Source organism: Ningiella algicola (assembly GCF_028401415.2).
GTDB lineage: Bacteria > Pseudomonadota > Gammaproteobacteria > Enterobacterales > Alteromonadaceae > Glaciecola.
In genome coordinates, this window is record NZ_CP171821.2 from 2490679 (window position 1) to 2517493 (window position 26815).

Annotated in this window: 6 protein-coding genes; all 6 read right to left on the minus strand. The window is 46.4% G+C overall.

Going from position 1 to position 26815, the window contains the following annotated elements:
* Positions 1 to 13: 13 nt before the first annotated feature.
* From PN836_RS10855 to PN836_RS10880, 6 genes are read right to left on the minus strand one after another with little or no spacing between them, the layout of a single operon-like run.
* Positions 14 to 787: an ABC transporter permease gene (locus tag PN836_RS10855; protein WP_395338234.1), complete on the minus strand. Its 774-nt coding sequence runs from the start codon at positions 785 to 787 to the stop codon at positions 14 to 16.
* A complete protein-coding gene (locus PN836_RS10860; protein WP_395338236.1) occupies positions 781 to 1680 on the minus strand; it encodes an ABC transporter ATP-binding protein in 900 nt (299 codons plus the stop codon). Before PN836_RS10860 ends, PN836_RS10855 begins: the two co-directional genes overlap by 7 nt.
* A gap of 18 nt (positions 1681 to 1698) precedes the next feature.
* Entirely contained in the window at positions 1699 to 3294 is a 1596-nt protein-coding gene (locus PN836_RS10865) for an MBL fold metallo-hydrolase (protein ID WP_395338238.1), read from the minus strand.
* The gene (locus PN836_RS10870; protein ID WP_395338239.1) at positions 3287 to 10597 is read right to left on the minus strand and encodes an amino acid adenylation domain-containing protein; all 7311 of its coding nucleotides are present in this window, start codon (positions 10595 to 10597) and stop codon (positions 3287 to 3289) included. Before PN836_RS10870 ends, PN836_RS10865 begins: the two co-directional genes overlap by 8 nt.
* On the minus strand, positions 10591 to 17160 hold the full coding sequence (locus tag PN836_RS10875) for an amino acid adenylation domain-containing protein (RefSeq protein ID WP_395338240.1): 6570 nt from the start codon (positions 17158 to 17160) through the stop codon (positions 10591 to 10593). Before PN836_RS10875 ends, PN836_RS10870 begins: the two co-directional genes overlap by 7 nt.
* Positions 17157 to 26645: a non-ribosomal peptide synthetase gene (locus tag PN836_RS10880; RefSeq protein ID WP_395338241.1), complete on the minus strand. Its 9489-nt coding sequence runs from the start codon at positions 26643 to 26645 to the stop codon at positions 17157 to 17159. Before PN836_RS10880 ends, PN836_RS10875 begins: the two co-directional genes overlap by 4 nt.
* Positions 26646 to 26815: the final 170 nt, after the last annotated feature.

The window sequence follows — 26815 nt, forward strand, 5'->3', positions numbered from 1 at the left end:
AATACTCTCCAATTTAGTACTGCGATAGATTGCCAAGACGTTTGGCGCGATTTACCGAACATCTGAATATCAGATATCCAGCCACCAAATATGACAGGCCGCTCAATAGTGAATATAAATGGGGTAGTCCGAGCGTAGCGTCCGAGCCAGCCATTATCGATTTGAGTTGTGATGTAGCAGAAGTAATTGGTAAGAGATATCCAAATGCTTGTCCTGTTGACGACCAACTCTCAAATGGAAGCACCATCACTACAATGAGGAGAAGTTGAAGCATGGCAATGAAACCCATTGCTTTTTTCGCCAGCAAAGTGATGGATGCCGTCATCATGCCAAGCCCGATGCCTGCGAACACAGAAGCAATCACAGGCACAATGGCAATCGCTGCGTAGTTAAGCTCTACTCCAGACACCCAAATTACTATCTGTAATGTCAAGATAGTGATAAGAAAATTCACGCCCAAATTTGCAAAGGCTCTTACCAGAATCAGATTAGGCATTGATAGGCGCGCCATAAACAGTTGTTCAAGCGTTCCGGTATCAGCCTCGCGCTGTATCTCTCCACTCAGTCCAGAAAATACGCCAATTACCAATATCCAGTTGATATACATGACGACCATAGTTTCGAGTCTTTCTCCAAAATGGCTTGTACCGTTGGTCAGGTATTCGGCACCATAAAAAAGTCCACAAAACAAAAACAACAGCATAAATATGGCCGCCAAGGCGTCCATGGGATACCGCTTAAATAACACCCATGAGCGACTAAACTCTATCCAGTAAAGACTTAACATGATGTGCTCCTCGCATGTTTGATGAAAATCTGCTCAAAAGAGGGTTGTTTTTTGGTAAGGCTTACAATATTGATTGGGTTAATTGCCGATAAGACTTTAGGTAGCAATGACTGATTGATCGAAGGTACGCAATTGTCTTCAACATCAAGGCTATAAAGACTCGCCAATTCTTGAATGGACTTTTTTTCACTCCGTTCGACGACGAGCTTGTATTCGTATGAAGCTTCTGATTGAAGTGACTTCGGTTGAATCTTGTCAGTGACTAGCTTGCCCTCACGAATGATGGCGACTCTATCAGCTAGCCTTTCCGCAATTGCCAGCTCGTGTGTGGTAAATAGAATTGCGACTCCTTCCGCTTTTAGCTTTTGCAATGATTCCACCAACAACTGCGTATTGTCATAATCGACACCTAAAGTAGGCTCATCTAAAAGAAGTAACTTAGGCTTTTGCATCATTGCAACAGAAACAGCTAGGCGTTGTTGCATACCTCGGGAAAGCTTCTGCGCAAATTCATTGGCTTTGTCATCCAAGCCAAAGAAGGTCAGTAATTCTTCAGCTCGCTGTTTTGAAGCTTTTAAACCCAGCCCACGGAGTACACCAAAATAAACCAGATTTTCCTTAGCAGTCATTCTGGAATACAAATTTCGATGCCCCTCCAACAGCGCACTGATGCTGTTTCTATCCACTTTTTCGTCTTCTGACGTTAACAGGCCTCCAGAATCAGCCTTAATTAAACCAGCAATGATTTTAATTGCTGTCGTCTTTCCTGCGCCATTTAGACCCAGGAAAGCTAAAATCTCGCCAGCGTGAACATTAAAACTGATGTCATCAACCGCTTTGACATTCTTACCAGTCCGATTGTAATGTTTAACAATGTTTTTAATTTGAAACACGATGATATCCTCCCCACCTCAACAGACTACGAATTCTCTTTGCCCGTTGAGGCGCTCTGCTCCTATGTCACGTGAAGCACAAAAATCAATAAACTGGTTAGATTCGACAATGGGACCTGAAGTCTCATCATAAGAAATACTTGAAATGTAAGTTAGCCAAGGCTCCATCCCCATCGCATAAACAAAGACTTGTTTAGGAGAAAATTGCTCGACTATCCCTTGAGCTCTATTGTTATCAGAGCCATTTAAGCGTCGAGATTGGTCCATTTTGCGATCAAGGGGTTTAGGATAAAGAGGGCCGTAGAGCCACGACATGGGAGCGCCAGAAGACTCCATGCCAATAAATATGTAGTCAATATCTCCCACGATACGATGGAGGTGTTCATACATTCTTGGCTCGATATTATTAGAGTCGGCTGCACACAATACTTTTGTGCCGAAAAACTCGAAGAAAAATGCAAGTTTTGAACGGATGTGCAGATCGCCATGCTCACCAAAGAATGGCAGTCCCATGATTTTTCCGTCAGGAAGACTTAATTCATCCATTTCATCCATCTCAATTACATTTTTAAAACCAGCGGCTTTTAACACAAAGCGAAGGGATGGATCTTGCAATGTACCTCCATTATTTTTCGGAACAATAATGGTGCCAATCTTGTGCCGAATCTGTAGTAAGGTTTCGAACATTACATGGTCTTGATGGCTATGCGTTAATACCACATAATCGATTTTTTCTGGCAAATCCATGTAATCATAACGAGCAGTAGCATTGTCGAATTTATAGCTGATTACTGGATCAGTCATGATCGTAACTTCAGGCGTCTCCAATAGCACGGTAGCGTGCCCAAAGTATCTGATTCTTAACCCTTTTTCCGGTAATTTTGCGGGTTCTGGTGGTGCCTCACTGGTAAAAAATGAACGCAAATATTCTGTCTGTTTTTCATCCAGTGAGAATCGTGCTTTGATCTCGTCACAAATATCTATACTGCCGGCTTCGTATTTCATTCGAAACAAACGGTCGACTAGAGGATCGTCGAAGGGCATGGGCAAATTCAACTCAGCATCATCAGGAAATCTTGGTGTACTAAGGACAAACGAACGGTCATCACCTTCGATGAACGATAGCTGAATTGATTGCATTTCCGGCTTATAGTACGGACTATCGTAGAGCAGAGGCTCTATAAGGCGAAATGATGGGTTATTGTTTAAATCATAACCTAACTCAACATAGCCTTTAAGTATGTCCGGTATCTTTTCATATAATTCTGCGAGTGAAAAACCCTGAGCCTCTTCGGTCAAAAGCGTATTAAGTTCGGTTAATGCCTCTGATATTTTTATCAGGTCAGCTGCCTCGCTTCGGGTATGGTTAACCAGTTTAGTAACCTTTTCAATGCCGCCAGAATAGTCCATAAATGGACCGCCGCGCATGGCAGGATTTTTCGATGCCGCCTTGTGAATATGAGGTGCCTGTAGATACGAATCTAAGATCCGCAGATGCAGTTTTGCTGTTATGCATCCAGCAGTTGCCGGTTGCAACAATAACGGCCATGCGTACCAATTGTTCCAAAGAGGTTCTACTTTTACATTTGTTTTTAAGTAAACAGATTCAGTCATTTTTTTGCTCCTTTAAAAGGCTATTTTCGTGAATTGCATTCTCGTATTTGCGAGATAATTGAGGATTGCTTGTATGAATAGCTTTGATCATTTTGTCAGTTATTAATGATGCGAAAGGGGCTTCAACAATGCCGTAATGCGTAGAGTGAAGTTTTACAATTTCGCGCTGATTCGTGATTAACTGCAGCTGTTTCAAACAAGGTGTTTTTGTCTCTTGAATCTCAATGGGTTCAACAGCAGAGAAGTATTGAATGTGGTTTATGTAAAAATCTGTAGTGAGGGAATACTGTTCAAGGCAGCGGATACCAGACCAAACGATCGCCCGCTGTTGCTCTGTGCTCAAACCAGTCGCCAGACAAAGCGATTCAATCTGATGTTCTTGATCAAATCGCTGCCAGTCTTCTTTTGAGAAAACACTTGAGCAGAAATTGGGAATTTCAATTGCCGCGTCGAAAGATTGATTCGTTCTCACATGCCAATGGCTATCCATGAGACCGAGATAGTCTACCTTTGCTCCGCGGATGTATAAGCGACGTGCTATCTCAAGGCACAATACACCACCTAAAGACCATCCCATCAAATAATATGGCCCTTTACTCTGTATCTTGAGTATTTCATCCACGTAGTAATTAGCTAATTGTGATAAATCCATATTCTCATAGTCGACAGCACGTTCGACCAATCCTGGATGACAAACTCCGTACAAGTTTATTTCACTTGTCCAGTTCGAGACGAATCTGTGATAGCAAAGAGTGTCGCCGCCAATGGGATGTATAATGAACGCTTTTCGACTCGATTTACCTGATTTTAATAAGTGACAGACCGTGAGATCTTGTGATTTCTGCGAAGCAATCAATTCTGCCTGTGAACGCAATGCAGGCTTGCTTAACAGCTGCTGGGCAGAAACAGTGCAGTACCATTTATTTTCTATTTCTGCGCGCAAGCGAATCATCAAAAGCGAATGCCCACCGAGCGTAAAGAAGTTGTCATGCCGACTAACTCGCTCAATCCCCAACAGCTCTTTCCAGATGTCAGCCAACGCTTGTTCTGTCTGTCCCTGCGGTGCTTCATAAGCCTGTATCTCTTGAAGTTGAGGCGCAGGCAATGCGCTACGGTCTATCTTACCGTTGGCAGTTAAGGGGAACTGCGCGACATTGACCAAATACTGCGGCAGCATGTAATCAGGAAGTTGCTGGCTCAAGCGCTGGCGAAGCACATCACTGTTAAGCCTTTCTTTTGCCCGATAATAAGCCACTAAATGCTTACCCGCAGGACTCTCTTGCGCTAGCACCAGTGCTTCTTTGACCCCCTCTTGCTTGAGCAATGCATTTTCTATATCGCCTAACTCGATCCTAAAGCCGCGCAGTTTGACTTGAAAATCATTGCGCCCCAGATAATAGAGCTGACCGTCCGCTTGCCAGCGCACTAAATCGCCTGTGCGGTATAGTTTGCGGCTGCTGCCCGTTTGCGCTGGGTCGTAAAATGGATTGTCGATAAAGCGCTGCTCGGTCAAGTCTTCTCGGTTGAGATAGGCGCGAGCCACTCCGGCGCCACCAACATATAGCTCGCCTGTGACGCCAATCGGTGCAAGATGCATATGTTCATCCAACACATATACAGAGTTGTTTGCAATTGGCAACCCGATTGGCATTGCATTGCCTACATTCTCATTAACCCTAAACATGGTTGCACTAATGGTGGTTTCAGATGGCCCGTACGCGTTTATCAGGTTTACATTTGGACACTGATCACAAAAATCCTTTCCTTGATGGAAGTTAAGGGCTTCTCCGCCTACTATCACAACGCGCAGTTGCGGCCACACCCACTTATTGCCTTGACTTTGCAGCTCATGGAAAAACGCTGTTGGTAAGCTGACCATCGTGAGCTTGTGCTTAGCGCCAAAAGCTCGAAAATCGAAACTGCCTTGTGCACACGTTGTATCGCGCAGCACAAGGGACGCGCCATTGCAAAGAGCAGAGGTGTACTCTTCAACAAATACATCAAAATTAGGGGTGGTAAACTGCAAAATGCGGTCGTCTTTACTCAGTTGACAATAGTCCGCCATGTGTTGTGTGTAGTTGACGACATTGCCATGTTCCACCATAACGCCTTTTGGCTTTCCGGTTGAGCCGGAGGTGTAAATCACATAAGCCAATTGTTCTTGGTTACATGGCCTTGCTAGATTGTCGATGGGTAAGTCACAGATACCGATTTGTATTGAAGGCTCATCTATCGCCAAGCGCTGATGCCGGGCTAGCCAACCGTCTGTTGCTATTGATTCTGAGGTGATTACCGTGGCAAGTTGTGCATCCTCTTGGATCTGCTTTAAGCGCTCTTGTGGGTATGTAGGGTCAAGCGGGACATAGGCACCGCCGGCTTTCAATACCGCTAGTATCGCCACCAGCAGCTGTGGGGAGCGAGGTAGACAAATACCCACCAGTGTTTCTGTGCTTACTTGACGCTGCGCCTGTAAATAACGCGCCAACTGATTAGCTTGTGCATTTAAGTCACAATAGCTTAGTTGAAAATGCTCACAGGTAACGGCAATTGCAGTGGGGTGCGCTAGCGCTTGACTTTCAAATTGTTCATGTAGACAAAGACTGGGCACAGGCGATTGTGTTGCATTCCAGCGCTCAAACTGAGCCTGCTCATCTTTACTCAACATCGGCGCACGTCCCACCGATAGCTCAGAGTGATGGATAAGTGCACTTGCAAATTGATTAAAGTGCGTAGCCATACGGGCAATAGTCTCGCCGTTAAATACATCGCTATTGTATTCCCAGGCCAACACCAAGCCTTCTTCTGATTCCCCAGCGGTCAACGACAATTCATATTTAGCAGAACTCGTCTGACTGCCTATCGGCTCAACACTCAAACCATCCAAATCTAAAGCAGCATCTTCACCATGATGACTCCAAGACAGCATGATTTGGAATAAAGGACTATGTTGCGTCGTGCGCTCCGGTTGTAAGGCTTCAACCACTTTTTCAAACGGTACCTGCTGGTGCGCATAAGCGTCTAGCAGCATTTGACGGCTGGCACTAATGATATCGCTCAATTGCTGCTCAGCATCAATCTGATTTCGCAACACCAAGGTGTTGACAAAAAACCCTATCAATCCAGCGATTTCACTTTGCTCTCGATTCGCCGTGGGTGTGCCCATGACAATGTCGCTTTCACCACTATAACGAGATAAAAAGGCTGCAAATAACGCTTGTACGCCCATAAATAAGCTTGCATTTTGAGCCTGACACAAGGTGCGCAATTTCTCTTGCGTGTTGTATGGAAGAGATTGCACATGTTGACCGCCATTAAAACTGGCTTGCGTCGTGCGAGGCTTGTCCAAAGGTAAATTGTGTACAACTGGCAGGTCTGCCAAATGCTCTGTCCAATAGGACAATTGCTGCTCTAATACCTCACCTTGTAGCCATGTCCTTTGCCATCGAGCATAGTCAGCATATTGCACAGGCAATTCTGGCAAGCTTGCTCTTTGATTGACCAGCATTGCATTGTAAGACGCGCTTAGCTCCTGTAAGAATATCCCCATGGACCAGCCATCTGATGCGATGTGGTGCATTGTCAATAACAGGACATACTCATCAGGCGCTGTGCATAACACTTTTGCTCGAAGCATCAGATCGTGACCTAAATCAAACGGTCGTTGCGCCTCGTCTTCGATCGCTTTGGACAGCGACTGCGGATTGCAGTCATGCCATTGCAGCTCTACGTCACAAACATCCCTTAGCTGTTGATATGCTTCACCGTTTTTATCAATGCGATAACAGGTGCGTAATATGGCATGTCTACTCACGATAGTGTTCAGGGCGCACTGAAGTGCTTGTGCGTTTAGCTGTCCAGACAGGCGAAGCGCAAATGGCATGTTGTATTGACTGCCGCTCTCCATTTGATCCAATATCCATAAGCGCTGTTGGGCATAAGATAATGGCGCTTTCACTAAATCCTTTGATGGTGTAATTGCTGGGTAGCTGGTCTGTTGCGTTGACGTATCAATATGTCGAGCCAGCTCACAAAGTTTTGGGCGTTCAAATATACTTTTTGCGTTTAAATTGACATTTAAATGCTTTTGCAAGTGAACAGTCAGTCTAGTAACCAAAAGCGAATGCCCACCGAGCATAAAGAAGTTGTCATGCCGACTAACTCGCTCAATCCCCAACAGCTCTTTCCAGATGTCAGCCAACGCTTGTTCTGTCTGTCCCTGCGGTGCTTCATAAGCCTGTGTCTCTTGAAGTTGAGGCGCAGGCAATGCGCTACGGTCTATCTTACCGTTGGCAGTTAAGGGGAACTGCGCGACATTGACCAAGTACTGCGGCAGCATGTAATCAGGAAGTTGCTGGCTCAAGCGCTGGCGAAGTACATCACTGTTAAGCCTTTCTTTTGCCCGATAATAGGCCACTAAATGCTTACCCGCAGGACTCTCTTGCGCTAGCACCAGTGCTTCTTTGACCCCCTCTTGCTTGAGCAATGCATTTTCTATATCGCCTAACTCGATCCTAAAGCCGCGCAGTTTGACTTGAAAATCATTGCGCCCCAGATAATAGAGCTGACCGTCCGCTTGCCAGCGCACTAAATCACCTGTGCGGTATAGTTTGCGGCTGCTGCCCGTTTGCGCTGGGTCGTAAAATGGATTGTCGATAAAGCGCTGTTCGGTCAAGTCTTCTCGGTTGAGATAGGCGCGAGCCACTCCGGCGCCACCAACATATAGCTCGCCTGTGACGCCAATCGGTGCTAGCTGCATCTGTTGATCAAGAACATAGACGCTTGTATTGCGTATCGGTCTTCCGATACTTACATTGTCGGTGACAGAAACCACCTTTGTCGAGGTAGCCACGACAGTGCATTCCGTGGGCCCGTAATTATTGACAAGAGTGAAGGGTAATTGCGGGATATCTTTTGCTGAAAGTGCATCACCGCCAACTAGTAAATATTGTAGTGTACTTTCGGCCAGCTCTTCGCTTTGCATGAATTGAACAGCAATTGGCGTGACTAAAAAGCAGTGCGTAACCGAATGGCTATTTAGGAATCTAGGCAACGAATCAATATTAAATAATCGCTCGTCTGATATTTGCACCAAACTCCCGCCGCTTAGAAGGTAAGGCCAAATCTCCCAAACTGATGCATCAAATGCTGTGTTCGCAGTTTGGGTGCCCACAGATAATGCAGATAAATTGAATTCATTAATGTGCCAGTCGCACAAGGCCATTACATTGCCATGTTCCACCATAACGCCTTTTGGCTTTCCGGTTGAGCCGGAGGTGTAAATCACATAAGCCAATTGTTCTTGGTTACATGGCCTTGCTAGATTGTCGATGGGTAAGTCACAGATACCGATTTGTATTGAAGGCTCATCTATCGCCAAGCGCTGATGCCGGGCTAGCCAACCGTCTGTTGCTATTGATTCTGAGGTGATTACCGTGGCAAGTTGTGCATCCTCTTGGATCTGCTTTAAGCGCTCTTGTGGGTATGTAGGGTCAAGCGGGACATAGGCACCGCCGGCTTTCAATACCGCTAGTATCGCCACCAGCAGCTGTGGGGAGCGAGGTAGACAAATACCCACCAGTGTTTCTGTGCTTACTTGACGCTGCGCCTGTAAATAACGCGCCAACTGATTAGCTTGTGCATTTAAGTCACAATAGCTTAGTTGAAAATGCTCACAGGTAACGGCAATTGCAGTGGGGTGCGCTAGCGCTTGACTTTCAAATTGTTCATGTAGACAAAGACTGGGCACAGGCGATTGTGTTGCATTCCAGCGCTCAAACTGAGCCTGCTCATCTTTACTCAACATCGGCGCACGTCCCACCGATAGCTCAGAGTGATGGATAAGTGCACTTGCAAATTGATTAAAGTGCGTAGCCATACGGGCAATAGTCTCGCCGTTAAATACATCGCTATTGTATTCCCAGGCCAACACCAAGCCTTCTTCTGATTCCCCAGCGGTCAACGACAATTCATATTTAGCAGAACTCGTCTGACTGCCTATCGGCTCAACACTCAAACCATCCAAATCTAAAGCAGCATCTTCACCATGATGACTCCAAGACAGCATGATTTGGAATAAAGGACTATGTTGCGTCGTGCGCTCCGGTTGTAAGGCTTCAACCACTTTTTCAAACGGTACCTGCTGGTGCGCATAAGCGTCTAGCAGCATTTGACGGCTGGCACTAATGATATCGCTCAATTGCTGCTCAGCATCAATCTGATTTCGCAACACCAAGGTGTTGACAAAAAACCCTATCAATCCAGCGATTTCACTTTGCTCTCGATTCGCCGTGGGTGTGCCCATGACAATGTCGCTTTCACCACTATAACGAGATAAAAAGGCTGCAAATAACGCTTGTACGCCCATAAATAAGCTTGCATTTTGAGCCTGACACAAGGTGCGCAATTTCTCTTGCGTGTTGTATGGAAGAGATTGCACATGTTGACCGCCATTAAAACTGGCTTGCGTCGTGCGAGGCTTGTCCAAAGGTAAATTGTGTACAACTGGCAGGTCTGCCAAATGCTCTGTCCAATAGGACAATTGCTGCTCTAATACCTCACCTTGTAGCCATGTCCTTTGCCATCGAGCATAGTCAGCATATTGCACAGGCAATTCTGGCAAGCTTGCTCTTTGATTGACCAGCATTGCATTGTAAGACGCGCTTAGCTCCTGTAAGAATATCCCCATGGACCAGCCATCTGATGCGATGTGGTGCATTGTCAATAACAGGACATACTCATCAGGCGCTGTGCATAACACTTTTGCTCGAAGCATCAGATCGTGACCTAAATCAAACGGTCGTTGCGCCTCGTCTTCGATCGCTTTGGACAGCGACTGCGGATTGCAGTCATGCCATTGCAGCTCTACGTCACAAACATCCCTTAGCTGTTGATATGCTTCACCGTTTTTATCAATGCGATAACAGGTGCGTAATATGGCATGTCTACTCACGATAGTGTTCAGGGCGCACTGAAGTGCTTGTGCGTTTAGCTGTCCAGACAGGCGAAGCGCAAATGGCATGTTGTATTGACTGCCGCTCTCCATTTGATCCAATATCCATAAGCGCTGTTGGGCATAAGATAATGGCGCCTCGTTCGAAGCGATATGAACTAGTTGATGAGCCGTTTTTTCGCCAGATGATGCACTTAAAAAGTCGAGTAACTCATCCTTGTTTTGACGAATCAACTGAGCTAGTTCTTTTGTAACGCAGTCTTTTCCAGCGCGTGTTTTTAGCTTTCCATCTTCTGCAAAGATGCTTATACCATTGCTGTTAAGTGTGGTAATTACCTGGCATATGTTTACCATGACAATTCCTCCACCTTATCTGCATCTGATATCAAACTCTGATTATTTGCCAAGATAGAATAGTGCTCTACCAGTGTGCTCTGTGCTTTAAGGTCGCTCGCTGCAATTAAGGTAGAAAGTGGTATTTCAATATCGAATGCTGAGCGAAATTTGTGATTTAAGCGAGTGACCAAAAGCGAATGCCCACCGAGCATAAAGAAGTTGTCATGCCGACTAACTCGCTCAATCCCCAACAGCTCTTTCCAGATGTCAGCCAACGCTTGTTCTGTCTGTCCCTGCGGTGCTTCATAAGCCTGTGTCTCTTGAAGTTGAGGCGCAGGCAATGCGCTACGGTCTATCTTACCGTTGGCAGTTAAGGGGAACTGCGCGACATTGATCAAATACTGCGGCAGCATGTAATCAGGAAGTTGCTGGCTTAAGCGCTGGCGAAGCACATCACTGTTAAACCTTTCTTTTGCCCGATAATAGGCCACTAAATGCTTACCCGCAGGACTCTCTTGCGCTAGCACCAGTGCTTCTTTGACCCCCTCTTGCTTGAGCAATGCATTTTCTATATCGCCTAACTCGATCCTAAAGCCGCGCAGTTTGACTTGAAAATCATTGCGCCCCAGATAATAGAGCTGACCGTCCGCTTGCCAGCGCACTAAATCGCCTGTGCGGTATAGTTTGCGGCTGCTGCCCGTTTGCGCTGGGTCGTAAAATGGATTGTCGATAAAGCGCTGCTCGGTCAAGTCTTCTCGGTTGAGATAGGCGCGAGCCACTCCGGCGCCACCAACATATAGCTCGCCTGTGACGCCAATCGGTAGCGCTTGAAGATGGGTGTTGAGCACATAGCACTGTCGATTGTCCAAAGGCTGTCCAATGGGGAGTGCTGTGGTATCACTTATCTCATCAGGGATACGATATAAGGTACTGAAGGTCGTGTTCTCAGTGGGCCCATATCCATTAAAACACTGCAGCTGTGGGTTGCGTTTTTGTACCGCTCGCACTGCCTGTGGATTGACAACATCCCCTCCTACCAAAAGTTGCTGGAGTGCGGGTAGAGGGTATTGCACAAGCTCGCTGAATACATCAAATAGGCCTGATGTCATCCAAAGTGTGCTAACACCAAAACACTTGATGCTACTGGCTAACGCCTCTACATCTGCTGAATTGCCTTGATGCACGGCAATACATCCGCCATTTAACCATGCCGCCCAAATTTCAAAGGTGGCTGCATCAAAACAGATGGGGGAATGCAGCAACGTCTTTGTCTGTGTGGTTAAATCAATGTGATGGACATCACATACCAAAGACGCAACATTGCGATGCTCTACCATGACCCCTTTAGGCATGCCAGTAGAGCCTGACGTGTACATTACGTATGCCAGTTGCTCGGGTTTGCAAGGCAATCGTAAATCGTCCATGCTTTGTTCAGCCAGTGCAGATTGCACCTGCTCACTGTCGATGACCACTTGTTCCGCACTGCTTAACCAGCTTTGACTATCCAACTCATGGCTGGTCACAATCGTATGTAAGTCCGCGTCCTTTTGCATCATGCTCAAACGCTCTGTGGGGTAGGTGGGATCCAGCGGCACATAGGCGCCGCCAGCTTTCAACACAGCCAGTATTGCCACGAGCAGTTGAAAAGAACGAGGGAGGCAAACACCCACCAATGTCTCAGCGCTTACTTGACGCTGCGCTTGTAAATAGCGAGCCAGCTGATTAGCTTGAGCATTCACCTGAGCATACGTGAGCGACGTTTGTCCATAAGTGACAGCAATGGCCTGTGGACGCGCACGCACTTGCCCTTCAAATAACTCATGCAAACACCACTGCACAAGCGGAGCACCCGTGTCATTCCATTGCCTCAAGGACGCTAAATCAGACTCCGATACCACATTATCGTGAGCGCTTTGGGTATGCTGAAGCATTTGGCTAAGCACTTGACGATACAGCCGGCTATAACTTAGTCCTACCCCTGCTGGGTAATGCTCCTTAAGGGTTGTAACCGAGAAATAAATATCATCGCGGTCGGGATACGATTGCACGTTGACGCTAAAGGGAAGGCTATTTTCAGCGATGCCCCCACGTTGATTATTCAGTTGTGTCCCAGCTTCACTGTCATCCTGCCACAGCACATTAAACTGCGTATAGTTAAATGACACATCAAACAAGGCGTGGCCATCCAAATCTCGCTTTATCTGAGCTAAGGGATAAAAGCGACGTTGCATTATTTCCTTATATGCAAGTTCAACAGCACACACTAATGACTTCCAGGACCCTTGTTCGGTATTAACAGCCAAGGGCAATATATTCACAAATAGGCCAAGAACTTTTTCGCTATCCAACAATTCAGGACGCCCGTGAAATGAAACACCGGAAACAACGTTTGTTTGGTTACTTGCCAACGCCAATGTTTTAAGGTGAATGCTCAGCATTATTGTTTTGAGACTACATCCAAATTCTTTTGCCAAATCGCGCAGTGCTTTTGATTCGTCACCGCTAATAGCACTGGACACAGCTAAAGAAGATTGAGATTCGCTTACTGCTTCGTTTTCTCTCTCAGGACCGGCATCTGGCAATTTGACTCGCGACAACTCAATGTCTCTAAGTGCAGTCCACGCGTCTGCTTGCGATTTATCATTAATCGCTTCTAATTCATGTTTTATAAAGTCGCGATATGTTAGGTTTAATTCAGTTTGAGCCTGCCATTCCTTCTTCAATATTTTTTCGTACGTAGTTAAAAATTCGGCGGTAAGACTGGCCTCACTCCACCCATCCAATATGGCATGGTGAAAACTCAATCCGAAGTAGAATTCGTCTTCACTCGATGTAAATGCTGCGAATCTAATTAACGACTTCGAATTTTTTTCAAAGCTTAGCGCTAACTCTTTTTCCTGCCATCTATCTAATGTATTTTTGAGATCGTCTTCGTTTTCATATATTTCAATCGTAGGGGAGAGCGCTTTATGCACGAGTTGCAATGGACATGCATAGGACTCAAGATCAATACCTGTTCTAAGCACGGCATGACGTTCTGTTAAAATATTAATGGTTTGAAAAAAAGCATCCCGAGCAAACGGCAATCCTATACGATAGTGAATAATATCGTGATAAATGCCTTTACCTTCTCCTAGGAAACTGTGGTAGAGCATACCCTGCTGTAGTTGACTGACGGGATAAGCATCTTCAATCTCATTAGGTAGCTGAGCGGCCAGCTCCTTATCAATCAGCTCGAAGGCTTGCGTTTGCTGATGATGAGTATCTGTGGTCTGCTCTTGACCAATAGCCTTTGCCAAGGCGGCAACCGTGTCGTGCTCAAACAAGTCTTCCAACGAGAAATGGATATCGTCTGCGGCGGCTCGTGCGGCCAGTTGAATACTCAAGATAGAGTCGCCACCCAATTCAAAGAAGCTGTCGTGACGTGACACGCTGTCCACTTGCAAGACATCTTCCCAGATAGCAATCAGTCTCGCTTCCAGCTCAGACGCGGGCTGCGCTGCCGACTCGCCTTGGCTCTCTTTGTCCTGCGCAGCCAGCATACGCATCACCTGCGCTTTATCGATTTTACCGTTGATAGTCAGCGGCATCTGCGATAACACGTGCACACGATGTGGCTGCATGTAGTCAGGCAGGCTATCGCGTAAATACCCTTGCACCTCAACAGCATCAACCTCACCACTGACCGCAGCCATCAAACGCTTATGACCGCCCTCTTCGTCCACCCACACCAATGCGTGCACAAGCCCTTCATAGCTATCCAACGCATGGCTGATTTCGCCAAGCTCAATCCGATAACCGCGAATTTTTACCTGTGCATCCTGACGCCCTAAAAACTCCAGCGCTCCTGCCGCGTTGTACCTGACTCTATCCCCCGTTCGATACATCCGTGAACCAGCCGGTCCATAAGGGTTGGGCACAAAGGCCAAAGCCGTTTTTACACTCTCACCCAGATAGCCATCCGCCAGACCTGCGCCCCCCACATACAACTCGCCCGGTACGCCCAAAGGCACGCGTTGAGCCGCGTCATTCAATACATAACAGCTGCTTTGGGCAAGCGGATACCCGATGGGAACATCCTGATGTGCATCATGTGTATTCATTGCATATAAACAGCTAAACGTGGTCGCTTCTGTGGGGCCATAGCCATTGACCAACTTCCTTGACGCATCCGCGCCAAGATATTCACTGACATGACGACCTGATAGCGTATCTCCTCCGGCAATTAAGCAGCGTAGACCGGATAAGGCGTCTGGCTGTTCGTCCATGACCACATGAAACAGCGAGGCGGTCAACCACAATACGCTCACACCATACTGCTCGATATCTTGTGCTAGCCGAGGCACACTCATGGCCCCGCCTTGTCCTATCGCCACCGTGGCACCGTTGAGCAATGCGCCCCATAACTCCAACGTCGACGCATCAAACACCAGCGGAGCCTGCAATAAAAGCGTGTCTTGTGCACTGAGCGATAAGGTCGGCTGACGACACAGACGCAGTACCGCACCATCGGGCACTTGCACCCCTTTGGGCGTGCCGGTAGAGCCTGACGTATACATCACGTATAAGCCACTGACCCCGCTACGCGAAACTGCTTCACACGGGGCACAGCGGCGCTTGTCAATATCCTGAAGCGCCAAGCTGCGCGCGCCTTTCATCCCTTCATGCTCACTTCCGTCTGTGAGCACTACACTCACTCCCGCAGTCGATAACATCGATGCAATCCGGGTGTCCGGGTAGCCTTTATCCAAGGGCACATAACGCGCTCCGCAGCGCACAATGGCCAAGATAGCCGTAATGGCATCCACCCCACGCTCTAGCAACACGCCAACCGCTTCGCCGCTGCTCACTCCTTCTGCTTGCAGCACACTGCTCCACTGTGCAACACGCTCTGCCAGAGCTTGGTAGCTCACTTGCCGCTCGCCTTCGCGCACCGCTATCCCATCGGGTTGCGACTTCACCACCGCCTCAAACGCTTGCCACACATCACCGCTTTCGTGCGAGGCCTCTCCTTGCCAATGCTTCAATTGCTCAATATTTGTTTTATCGACACAATTAATTTCAGATATTGGTGAGTCAGGCTTGAGCATGAACGATTCAACAAGGTGCATTGTGTACTCAGCCATCTTCTGAATCGACGATTCAGCAAACAAGTCATTGTTGTATTCCCAGTTAAGCACCAATCCATCGTCGGTATCCAACATTCCAAGTGTTAAATCGTATTTTGAACCCTCTTGATCGGGTGACATGGCCTCAACTTCGAGATCGGTAAAATTCACCTCACTTTGATCATTGTTTTGCAATACCATCACAATTTGAAAGAGTGGGTTATGACTTAAACTTCTTACCGGTTTGAGTGTTTCTAAAAGTTTTGCAATGGGAACTTGTTGATGGGTATATGCCTCGTTGAGGACCTCTTTGCTTTGGTGTAAGAATTGTCTAAAGGTCTGACCTTCATCAATTGAGCTTCTAAGCACCAACATATTTACAAAAAAACCAATCAGGCCAGCGAGCTCAGGCTGATTGCGATTTGCTACCGAGGCTCCAACCACGATATCGTTTTCGCCACTGAATCTGGCTAGCATAATACTTATTATTGCATGCAAGCCCATAAACAGCGTCACCCCTTCCTGCTGGCATAATTGCTTAAGCGCACGCATTTCTGTATTTTTTATAATAGACTTGTAAGTCAATCCATTGAATGTTTGTGTTTCTGGACGTTGATAATCTAGCGTTAAGCCGTGAATTGTTGGCAAATTATCTAATTGTGATTTCCAATACTCTATTGAACGAGTTCCTTCCTCACTATTGAACCAATTTTTCTGCCATATTGCATAGTCAGAGTATTGCAACGACAGTTCAGGAAGCACTTGCGGATTGCCTTCCACAATTCCATTGTAAATCTGCGTTAGCTCCTGAAGCAGAATGCCCATTGACCAACCGTCAGATGCAATATGGTGAAGCGTGATGAGAAATACGTATTCCTTGTCACCAAGTGCAAAAAGCGTGGCTCTTATAATCGAGTCTTTTGATAAATCAAAGGGTGTCTGAATGTCAGCTTTGAGTAAGTCAATAAGCGTTTTTTCTTTGTCTTGATGATTAGTTAAGTCGATGTCGTTTAATGTGATCTTACTCTGAGCTTTAATATATTGCTGTGCGACACCATTTTCATTTGCTCGATACACGGTTCTCAAAATTTCATGACGCTGTATCAGTTGGTTTAACGCTTCCTGAAGTGCATTTTTACTAAGGCTACCCTTTAGTTTGAACGCAAACGGCATATGAAAGGCATTTCTGGTTCCATGAACCTGTTGATCCGTCCAAAGTATCTGTTGATTAAATGACAAAGGAACACCACTATTCTCATCAATTGAGCTCCGATTTGATTTCACTACCTGTGATAACAATCCGGTATTGTTTTGCTGTAAGTAGGCTTTGATCTCTTCTTTGCGAGAGATAAGCGAATCTTTAAGATCATCATCTATCCCATTTTCTGGTAGTTGGCATACCAAGTTCTGCTCTGAAAGCTTTATTTTTACGCCACTATTTCTCAGTGTCTTTAATAACTGTTGGATGCTCATAGTTTAAGAACCTCTCCGTGATCAGACGTTGTTTTTGCCGAATCAGCTAACCAAAGATGTGTATCAATCGAGTCTGCTTGACTCACTAAAGTAGGAAGTGCCAAAAGGTCATTGAGAGACAATTTAGCCTTGAATTTCTCGTTTATTTTTTTCAATAGTCGAGTGACCAAAAGCGAATGCCCACCGAGCATAAAGAAGTTGTCATGCCGACTAACTCGCTCAATCCCCAACAGCTCTTTCCAGATGTCAGCCAACGCTTGTTCTGTCTGTCCCTGCGGTGCTTCATAAGCCTGTGTCTCTTGAAGTTGAGGCGCAGGCAATGCGCTACGGTCTATCTTACCGTTGGCAGTTAAGGGGAACTGCGCGACATTGATCAAATACTGCGGCAGCATGTAATCAGGAAGTTGCTGGCTTAAGCGCTGGCGAAGCACATCACTGTTAAACCTTTCTTTTGCCCGATAATAGGCCACTAAATGCTTACCCGCAGGACTCTCTTGCGCTAGCACCAGTGCTTCTTTGACCCCCTCTTGCTTGAGCAATGCATTTTCTATATCGCCTAACTCGATCCTAAAGCCGCGCAGTTTGACTTGAAAATCATTGCGCCCCAGATAATAGAGCTGACCGTCCGCTTGCCAGCGCACTAAATCGCCTGTGCGGTATAGTTTGCGGCTGCTGCCCGTTTGCGCTGGGTCGTAAAATGGATTGTCGATAAAGCGCTGCTCGGTCAAGTCTTCTCGGTTGAGATAGGCGCGAGCCACTCCGGCGCCACCAACATATAGCTCGCCTGTGACGCCAATCGGTAGCGCTTGAAGATGGGTGTTGAGCACATAGCACTGTCGATTGTCCAAAGGCTGTCCAATGGGGAGTGCTGTGGTATCACTTATCTCATCAGGGATACGATATAAGGTACTGAAGGTCGTGTTCTCAGTGGGCCCATATCCATTAAAACACTGCAGCTGTGGGTTGCGTTTTTGTACCGCTCGCACTGCCTGTGGATTGACAACATCCCCTCCTACCAAAAGTTGCTGGAGTGCGGGTAGAGGGTATTGCACAAGCTCGCTGAATACATCAAATAGGCCTGATGTCATCCAAAGTGTGCTAACACCAAAACACTTGATGCTACTGGCTAACGCCTCTACATCTGCTGAATTGCCTTGATGCACGGCAATACATCCGCCATTTAACCATGCCGCCCAAATTTCAAAGGTGGCTGCATCAAAACAGATGGGGGAATGCAGCAACGTCTTTGTCTGTGTGGTTAAATCAATGTGATGGACATCACATACCAAAGACGCAACATTGCGATGCTCTACCATGACCCCTTTAGGCATGCCAGTAGAGCCTGACGTGTACATTACGTATGCCAGTTGCTCGGGTTTGCAAGGCAATCGTAAATCGTCCATGCTTTGTTCAGCCAGTGCAGATTGCACCTGCTCACTGTCGATGACCACTTGTTCCGCACTGCTTAACCAGCTTTGACTATCCAACTCATGGCTGGTCACAATCGTATGTAAGTCCGCGTCCTTTTGCATCATGCTCAAACGCTCTGTGGGGTAGGTGGGATCCAGCGGCACATAGGCGCCGCCAGCTTTCAACACAGCCAGTATTGCCACGAGCAGTTGAAAAGAACGAGGGAGGCAAACACCCACCAATGTCTCAGCGCTTACTTGACGCTGCGCTTGTAAATAGCGAGCCAGCTGATTAGCTTGAGCATTCACCTGAGCATACGTGAGCGACGTTTGTCCATAAGTGACAGCAATGGCCTGTGGACGCGCACGCACTTGCCCTTCAAATAACTCATGCAAACACCACTGCACAAGCGGAGCACCCGTGTCATTCCATTGCCTCAAGGACGCTAAATCAGACTCCGATACCACATTATCGTGAGCGCTTTGGGTATGCTGAAGCATTTGGCTAAGCACTTGACGATACAGCCGGCTATAACTTAGTCCTACCCCTGCTGGGTAATGCTCCTTAAGGGTTGTAACCGAGAAATATATATCATCGCGGTCGGGATACGATTGTACGTTGACGCTAAAGGGAAGGCTATTTTCAGCGATGCCCCCACGTTGATTATTCAGTTGTGTCCCAGCTTCACTGTCATCCTGCCACAGCACATTAAACTGCGTATAGTTAAATGACACATCAAACAAGGCATGGCCATCCAGATCTCGCTTTATCTGAGCTAAGGGATAAAAGCGATGGCGCTCTATTTCTCGACAGTGTTTATCCACCGCTTCAATTAAGCTTAACCAGTTGCCCTTCGGCAACTCAACACACACCGGGAGTATGCTGACAAATAAACCAAGTACTTTTTCACTATCTATAACTTCTGGACGCCCGTGAAACGACCCCCCTGTTACCACACGCTCACTTGCGCAAGCTAAGGATAGAGCCTTTAGATGCGCACTAAGAAGCAGTGTTTTTAACGAGTAACCACTGCGTTGTCCAAGCGCTCGCAATGCGCTTGATAGCTCACTTCCCAAACTGCATGACACGGCATCTGAAAGCGATAACTCAAGTACATGCTCATCGGCCTGTGGCTCATCGGCGGCGACTAGCTGCACTTGACTGACCGTTACTCCGTCTAAGTGCGTCCAATATGCTTTGTGTGCTTTATCAGATAAGGCCTGTTGCTCCATCGCAATGAAAGAACGATAACTTGCTTGCAATGGCGCCGCCTCAACCCAGTCATTCGATAAACGACGGCGATATTCAGACAATAGCTCTGCAATTAAACTGGCTTCACTCAAACCATCAACAATCGCGTGATGGTTACTGAAACTGAGAATAAATTTGTCTTCAGACACTACATGAGCAGCCACCCGCAACAACGGATAATCCTCTGGCGCAAAGCCTCGCGCATGCTCTTTGGCTAACCATTGTGATAATGCAGATGTGTGTTCATTTTCAGCTATTTGATATATCTGAAGCTCAACCTCAGCTGTTTTATGCACAAGCAGCAGTGGTTGCTCATAAGTATCCAAAGCGATTTGTGTGCGCAGCATGTCATGACGCGATGTTAAGTTATCTAGCGTCGCTTTCAGGCAGGCAGCATCGAAGCTCAAGTCGACTGGATAATGCACTATGTCATGATAGACACCGTCTCCTGGTGAACGACGACTGTGATATAGCATTCCTTGCTGTAATTGACTGACAGGGTAGGCATCTTCGATGGTATCAGGAAGTTGTGCTCGCGATACTGGGTCAATTAAGTCAAACGCAGCATAGCGCTCGTCGGCATCATTTTGCACAACATGCAGTGCAACCGCTTCTATGGTTTGATATTGAAACAAATCCTGTAGCGATAGCTGATAACCTTGTTTACGCAGTTTGCCTACCACTTGCAAACTCGAAATCGAATCCCCTCCTAAGGCGCTAAAACCTAAATTAATGCCTATCTCTTTGAGGCCTAACACCTCTTGCCAAATCTGACATAATAAGCTTTCTATCGCTGAGCGTGGTGCTTGTAGCTCACCACTGCCTATTCGGTCCGATAACCCGGGCGCAGGGAGTGCTTTTTGATCCAGTTTGCCATTAATGGTTAAGGGCATTTCCTCAATATGTACATAGGCAACCGGCACCATATATTCGGGTAAGTAAGCGTGTAAATACGCGCTTAGTTCTGGGGATTCTATGGGAGTGCCAGTATAGTAGGCACTTAGCAAGGGCTCGTTCTGTGCCGTGTGATACATTATCACCACAGCATCATTGATGCCGTCCAGCTTCAATAGCTGACGACTAATATCACTCAACTCTACACGATGGCCGCGAATTTTTACTTGATGATCACATCGCCCCAAATATTCAATATCACCGTTATCCAGGCGACGGGCTATATCTCCTGAGCGATACCAGCAACACTCGCTATCTGGCAAATGTACAAAACGTTGCGATGTCAACTCTGGGCGGTTTAGATAACCCTCACTGACCCCTGCTCCTCGGATGTAAATCTCACCCGGGACACCCGTGGGGACCGGCTGTTGCCATTCATCCAACAACTGGATATCTAAATCTGGCAATGCTTGACCGATTAGGCTTCCTGCATCAGGACGAACACAATCGTCTCGTGTGACGGGCCGGTATGTTACGTGTACGGTGGTTTCAGTAATACCATACATATTCACCAAGCGTGTATTATCGCAAGCATTACCTGCGTCAAACCATGGCAATAACTTACATAACTCCAACGCTTCACCACCAAAGACAAGCTGACGTAATTGATGTTTATCTCGCTGCGCTATCAAATGCGGCATGACCGCATAAAAGGCCGTGGGCGTTTGATTGAGTACAGTCACGCCTTGCTCACAAACCAGTTGGGCAAAGCTTTGCGGATCACGCGTAATGTGACGCTCAGGGATAACTAAGCGGCCGCCGTGTAATAATGCTCCCCACATTTCCCATACAGAAAAGTCGAAGGCGTAGGAATGGAACAAAGTCCATACATCGGTGTGATCAAACTCAAACCACGTGTGGGTAGATTTAAACAGTCGGCTAACATTATTGTGGGTAACTTTCACCCCATTGGGACGCCCAGTAGAGCCGGAGGTGTATAGCACGTAGGCCAAGTCTTGTTCACTGACCTGAACATCCACTGATTGCTCGTTATCAACTGCGATTTCTCCGCTGGTGTATTGAGCAATGCCATCCCCCCAGGCTTCTAGCCGATCTTGCACGATAACCAAAGCTGGTTTAGCGTCTTCTAAAATATCGACTTGGCGCTCCAGCGCTTGTTTAGGGTCGATTGGAATATAAGCGGCGCCGGTTTTTAGTATCGCAAGTAAGGTGACTATGAGATCGTTGCTATGCTCACAACACACACCAACGAGTTTGCCTCGTTGCACGCCCTTGGCGATGAGGCCATGAGCGATGCGATTACTGGCCATATCCAGTTGTTGATAACTAAGGCTTTGCTGTTTGAAGCTAAGAGCAGTGTTAGTAGCAAAGCGCTGACACGCTTGTTCAAACAGCGATACGATGGAATCTGCTTGATATTCTGATAGCTCTTTTGTGGATAGTTCATTAGTAAAAATCTGTCTGTGAGACTGATCAGTATTGTTCGCCATGCGATCGAGCACTTGACGATACAACCGGCTATAACTTAGTCCTACCCCTACTGGGTAATGCTCCTTGAGAGTCTCTACAGAGAAATAAATATCATCGCGGTCGGGATACGATTGCACGTTGACGTTAAAGGGAAGGCTATTTTCAGCGATGCCCCCACGTTGATTATTCAGTTGTGTCCCAGCTTCACTGTCATCCTGCCACAGCACATTAAACTGCGTATAGTTAAATGACACATCAAACAAGGCGTGGCCATCCAGATCTCGTTTTATCTGAGCTAAGGGATAAAAGCGATGGCGCTCTATTTCTCGACAGTGTTTATCCACCGCTTCAATTAAGCTTAACCAGTTGCCCTTCGGCAACTCAACACACACCGGGAGTATGCTGACAAATAAACCAAGTACTTTTTCACTATCTATAACTTCTGGACGCCCGTGAAACGACCCCCCTGTTACCACACGCTCACTTGCGCAAGCTAAGGATAGAGCCTTTAGATGCGCACTAAGAAGCAGTGTTTTTAACGAGTAACCACTGCGTTGTCCAAGCGCTCGCAATGCGCTTGATAGCTCACTTCCCAAACTGCATGACACGGCATCTGAAAGCGATAACTCAAGTACATGCTCATCGGCCTGTGGCTCATCGGCGGCGGCTAGCTGCACTTGACTGACCGTTACTCCGTCTAAGTGCGTCCAATATGCTTTGTGTGCTTTATCAGATAAGGCCTGTTGCTCCATCGCAATGAAAGAACGATAACTTGCTTGCAATGGCGCCGCCTCAACCCAGTCATTCGATAAACGACGGCGATATTCAGACAATAGCTCTGCAATTAAACTGGCTTCACTCAAACCATCAACAATCGCGTGATGGTTACTGAAACTGAGAATAAATTTGTCTTCAGACACTACATGAGCAGCCACCCGCAACAACGGATAATCCTCTGGCGCAAAGCCTCGCGCATGCTCTTTGGCTAACCATTGTGATAATGCAGATGTGTGTTCATTTTCAGCTATTTGATATATCTGAAGCTCAACCTCAGCTGTTTTATGCACAAGCAGCAGTGGTTGCTCATAAGTATCCAAAGCGATTTGTGTGCGCAGCATGTCATGACGCGATGTTAAGTTATCTAGCGTCGCTTTCAGGCAGGCAGCATCGAAGCTCAAGTCGACTGGATAATGCACTATGTCATGATAGACACCGTCTCCTGGTGAACGACGACTGTGATATAGCATTCCTTGCTGTAATTGACTGACAGGGTAGGCATCTTCGATGGTATCAGGAAGTTGTGCTCGCGATACTGGGTCAATTAAGTCAAACGCAGCATAGCGCTCGTCGGCATCATTTTGCACAACATGCAGTGCAACCGCTTCTATGGTTTGATATTGAAACAAATCCTGTAGCGATAGCTGATAACCTTGTTTACGCAGTTTGCCTACCACTTGCAAACTCGAAATCGAATCCCCTCCTAAGGCGCTAAAACCTAAATTAATGCCTATCTCTTTGAGGCCTAACACCTCTTGCCAAATCTGACATAATAAGCTTTCTATCGCTGAGCGTGGTGCTTGTAGCTCACCACTGCCTATTCGGTCCGATAACCCGGGCGCAGGGAGTGCTTTTTGATCCAGTTTGCCATTAATGGTTAAGGGCATTTCCTCAATATGTACATAGGCAACCGGCACCATATATTCGGGTAAGTAAGCGTGTAAATACGCGCTTAGTTCTGGGGATTCTATGGGAGTGCCAGTATAGTAGGCACTTAGCAAGGGCTCGTTCTGTGCCGTGTGATACATTATCACCACAGCATCATTGATGCCGTCCAGCTTCAATAGCTGACGACTAATATCACTCAACTCTACACGATGGCCGCGAATTTTTACTTGATGATCACATCGCCCCAAATATTCAATATCACCGTTATCCAGGCGACGGGCTATATCTCCTGAGCGATACCAGCAACACTCGCTATCTGGCAAATGTACAAAACGTTGTGATGTCAACTCTGGGCGGTTTAGATAACCCTCACTGACCCCTGCTCCTCGGATGTAAATCTCACCCGGGACACCCGTGGGGACCGGCTGTTGCCATTCATCCAACAACTGGATATCTAAATCTGGCAATGCTTGACCGATTAGGCTTCCTGCATCAGGACGAACACAATCGTCTCGTGTGACGGGCCGGTATGTTACGTGTACGGTGGTTTCAGTAATACCATACATATTCACCAAGCGTGTATTATCGCAAGCATTACCTGCGTCAAACCATGGCAATAACTTACATAACTCCAACGCTTCACCACCAAAGACAAGCTGACGTAATTGATGTTTATCTCGCTGCGCTATCAAATGCGGCATGACCGCATAAAAGGCCGTGGGCGTTTGATTGAGTACAGTCACGCCTTGCTCACAAACCAGTTGGGCAAAGCTTTGCGGATCACGCGTAATGTGACGCTCAGGGATAACTAAGCGGCCGCCGTGTAATAATGCTCCCCACATTTCCCATACAGAAAAGTCGAAGGCGTAGGAATGGAACAAAGTCCATACATCGGTGTGATCAAACTCAAACCAAGTGTGGGTAGATTTAAACAGTCGGCTAACATTATTGTGGGTAACTTTCACCCCATTGGGACGCCCAGTAGAGCCGGAGGTGTATAGCACGTAGGCCAAGTCTTGTTCACTGACCTGAACATCCACTGATTGCTCGTTATCAACTGCGATTTCTCCGCTGGTGTATTGAGCAATGCCATCCCCCCAGGCTTCTAGCCGATCTTGCACGATAACCAAAGCTGGTTTAGCGTCTTCTAAAATATCGACTTGGCGCTCCAGCGCTTGTTTAGGGTCGATTGGAATATAAGCGGCGCCGGTTTTTAGTATCGCAAGTAAGGTGACTATGAGATCGTTGCTATGCTCACAACACACACCAACGAGTTTGCCTCGTTGCACGCCCTTGGCGATGAGGCCATGAGCGATGCGATTACTGGCCATATCCAGTTGTTGATAACTAAGGCTTTGCTGTTTGAAGCTAAGAGCAGTGTTAGTAGCAAAGCGCTGACACGCTTGTTCAAACAGCGATACGATGGAATCTATTTGAAAAATAACGGGTTGTTGTTGATTATCGTACTTCAGTTCCAGGTGGCAACAAGTCGATTCTGGTGCTTCTGCCATGCGATTTAAGATCGATTCATAAACACCGATGAAACGTTTGAGATCATTACTTGTGTACGATGATTTGTCCAACTCGATAAAAACTTCTGGACGCTTATCACTTTTATTATAGGTAGCTTGAACAGTGAATGCGTAGTTGGTTTTCTCAAAGCCTCTTACATCGTCTAGATCTTGTTTTTCTAAATGTGAAGACTCATCAAATGAAGTATAGTTAAAGATGTGATTGAAAAATTCCGCTCCATTGTGCTCCTTTTTGAGTAATCCAAGAGGATATCTTCGGTGAGGAAGCAGCTCAGTTTCAGACTCTGCAATATCTTTGATCAATTCTGACCACGATTGCTTTTCAATTTTTGTTCGAAACGGAACGGTATTTAAAAATAGACCGAGTACAGATTCAGCACCTAGTTTTTCTGGTCTGCCGTTAACAACCAAGCCACTTATGACATCTTTCTTTCCGCTCAAAGCGGAAATGGCGCGTTGATGTGCAGTTAGCAGTAGAGACTTATATGACACGCCCAGTGCTTGCCTGAGTAACTCCAGTTTATGAGCGGTCTTATCAGCAATTTTTATTTGAGCAGCATGTCGCTGTGAATCATCAAAATCGTCATGAACTGAAGCACTTTTTACTTCAGACAGGGTATGATTGGATAAAAGCTTATTCCAATATTCTTGAGTCGCTTTACTATTTATTGATTTTTTCTCTGCGGCTATAAAATCTCTGTATTTTGTAGCCGATTTTTTCACTTGATATTCTTTGTTTTCCAATGCCAACTGGTAGCATCGCAACAATTCAGTGGTAAGACTGCGAACGCTAAAACCATCCAAAATGGCGTGGTGAAAACTAAACACAATTTCAAAACTGTCTTGCACCTTTTGGAGTGCAAACACGCGAAAAAGTGGGGATGATTCAAGTTCAAAACCTCGTTCTTTTTCCGATGCAATCCAAGATAATTTGGCGTCTTTGTATTCGTCACCTTGTTTGTCTGTAAGATCTATAACTTCAACAGGAATGCTAAATAGACGGTGAACAAGCTGGAGTGACTGTTTAAATCGACCAAGTTCAAAAGTTGATCGCAAAATTTCGTTAGCATCAACAATTTCATCAATACAACTTTGCAAGCGTTCGATATCTAGCGGCAATGCAACTTTTTGTATAATGATGTCATGATAGACAGCATCTTGTTTGTTTAATTGTTGGTGATACAACATGCCCATTTGGGTGTAGCTTAGCGGATAGGCGTCTTGAATGTGTTTTTCAGTCATTGTCGAATTTCCATAGCCAAACAATTTATGGGCGACCAAATAATTATGGTCGTAGCCTGTTTGCGATGATGTAATTCAACTACAACTCAAATTTTTTCGTAACTGCTACAAAAGACAGGTGAAGCGCCTTTTATCTATTTCAATCAGGTGAAAAGTAAAAGAGCACAGTC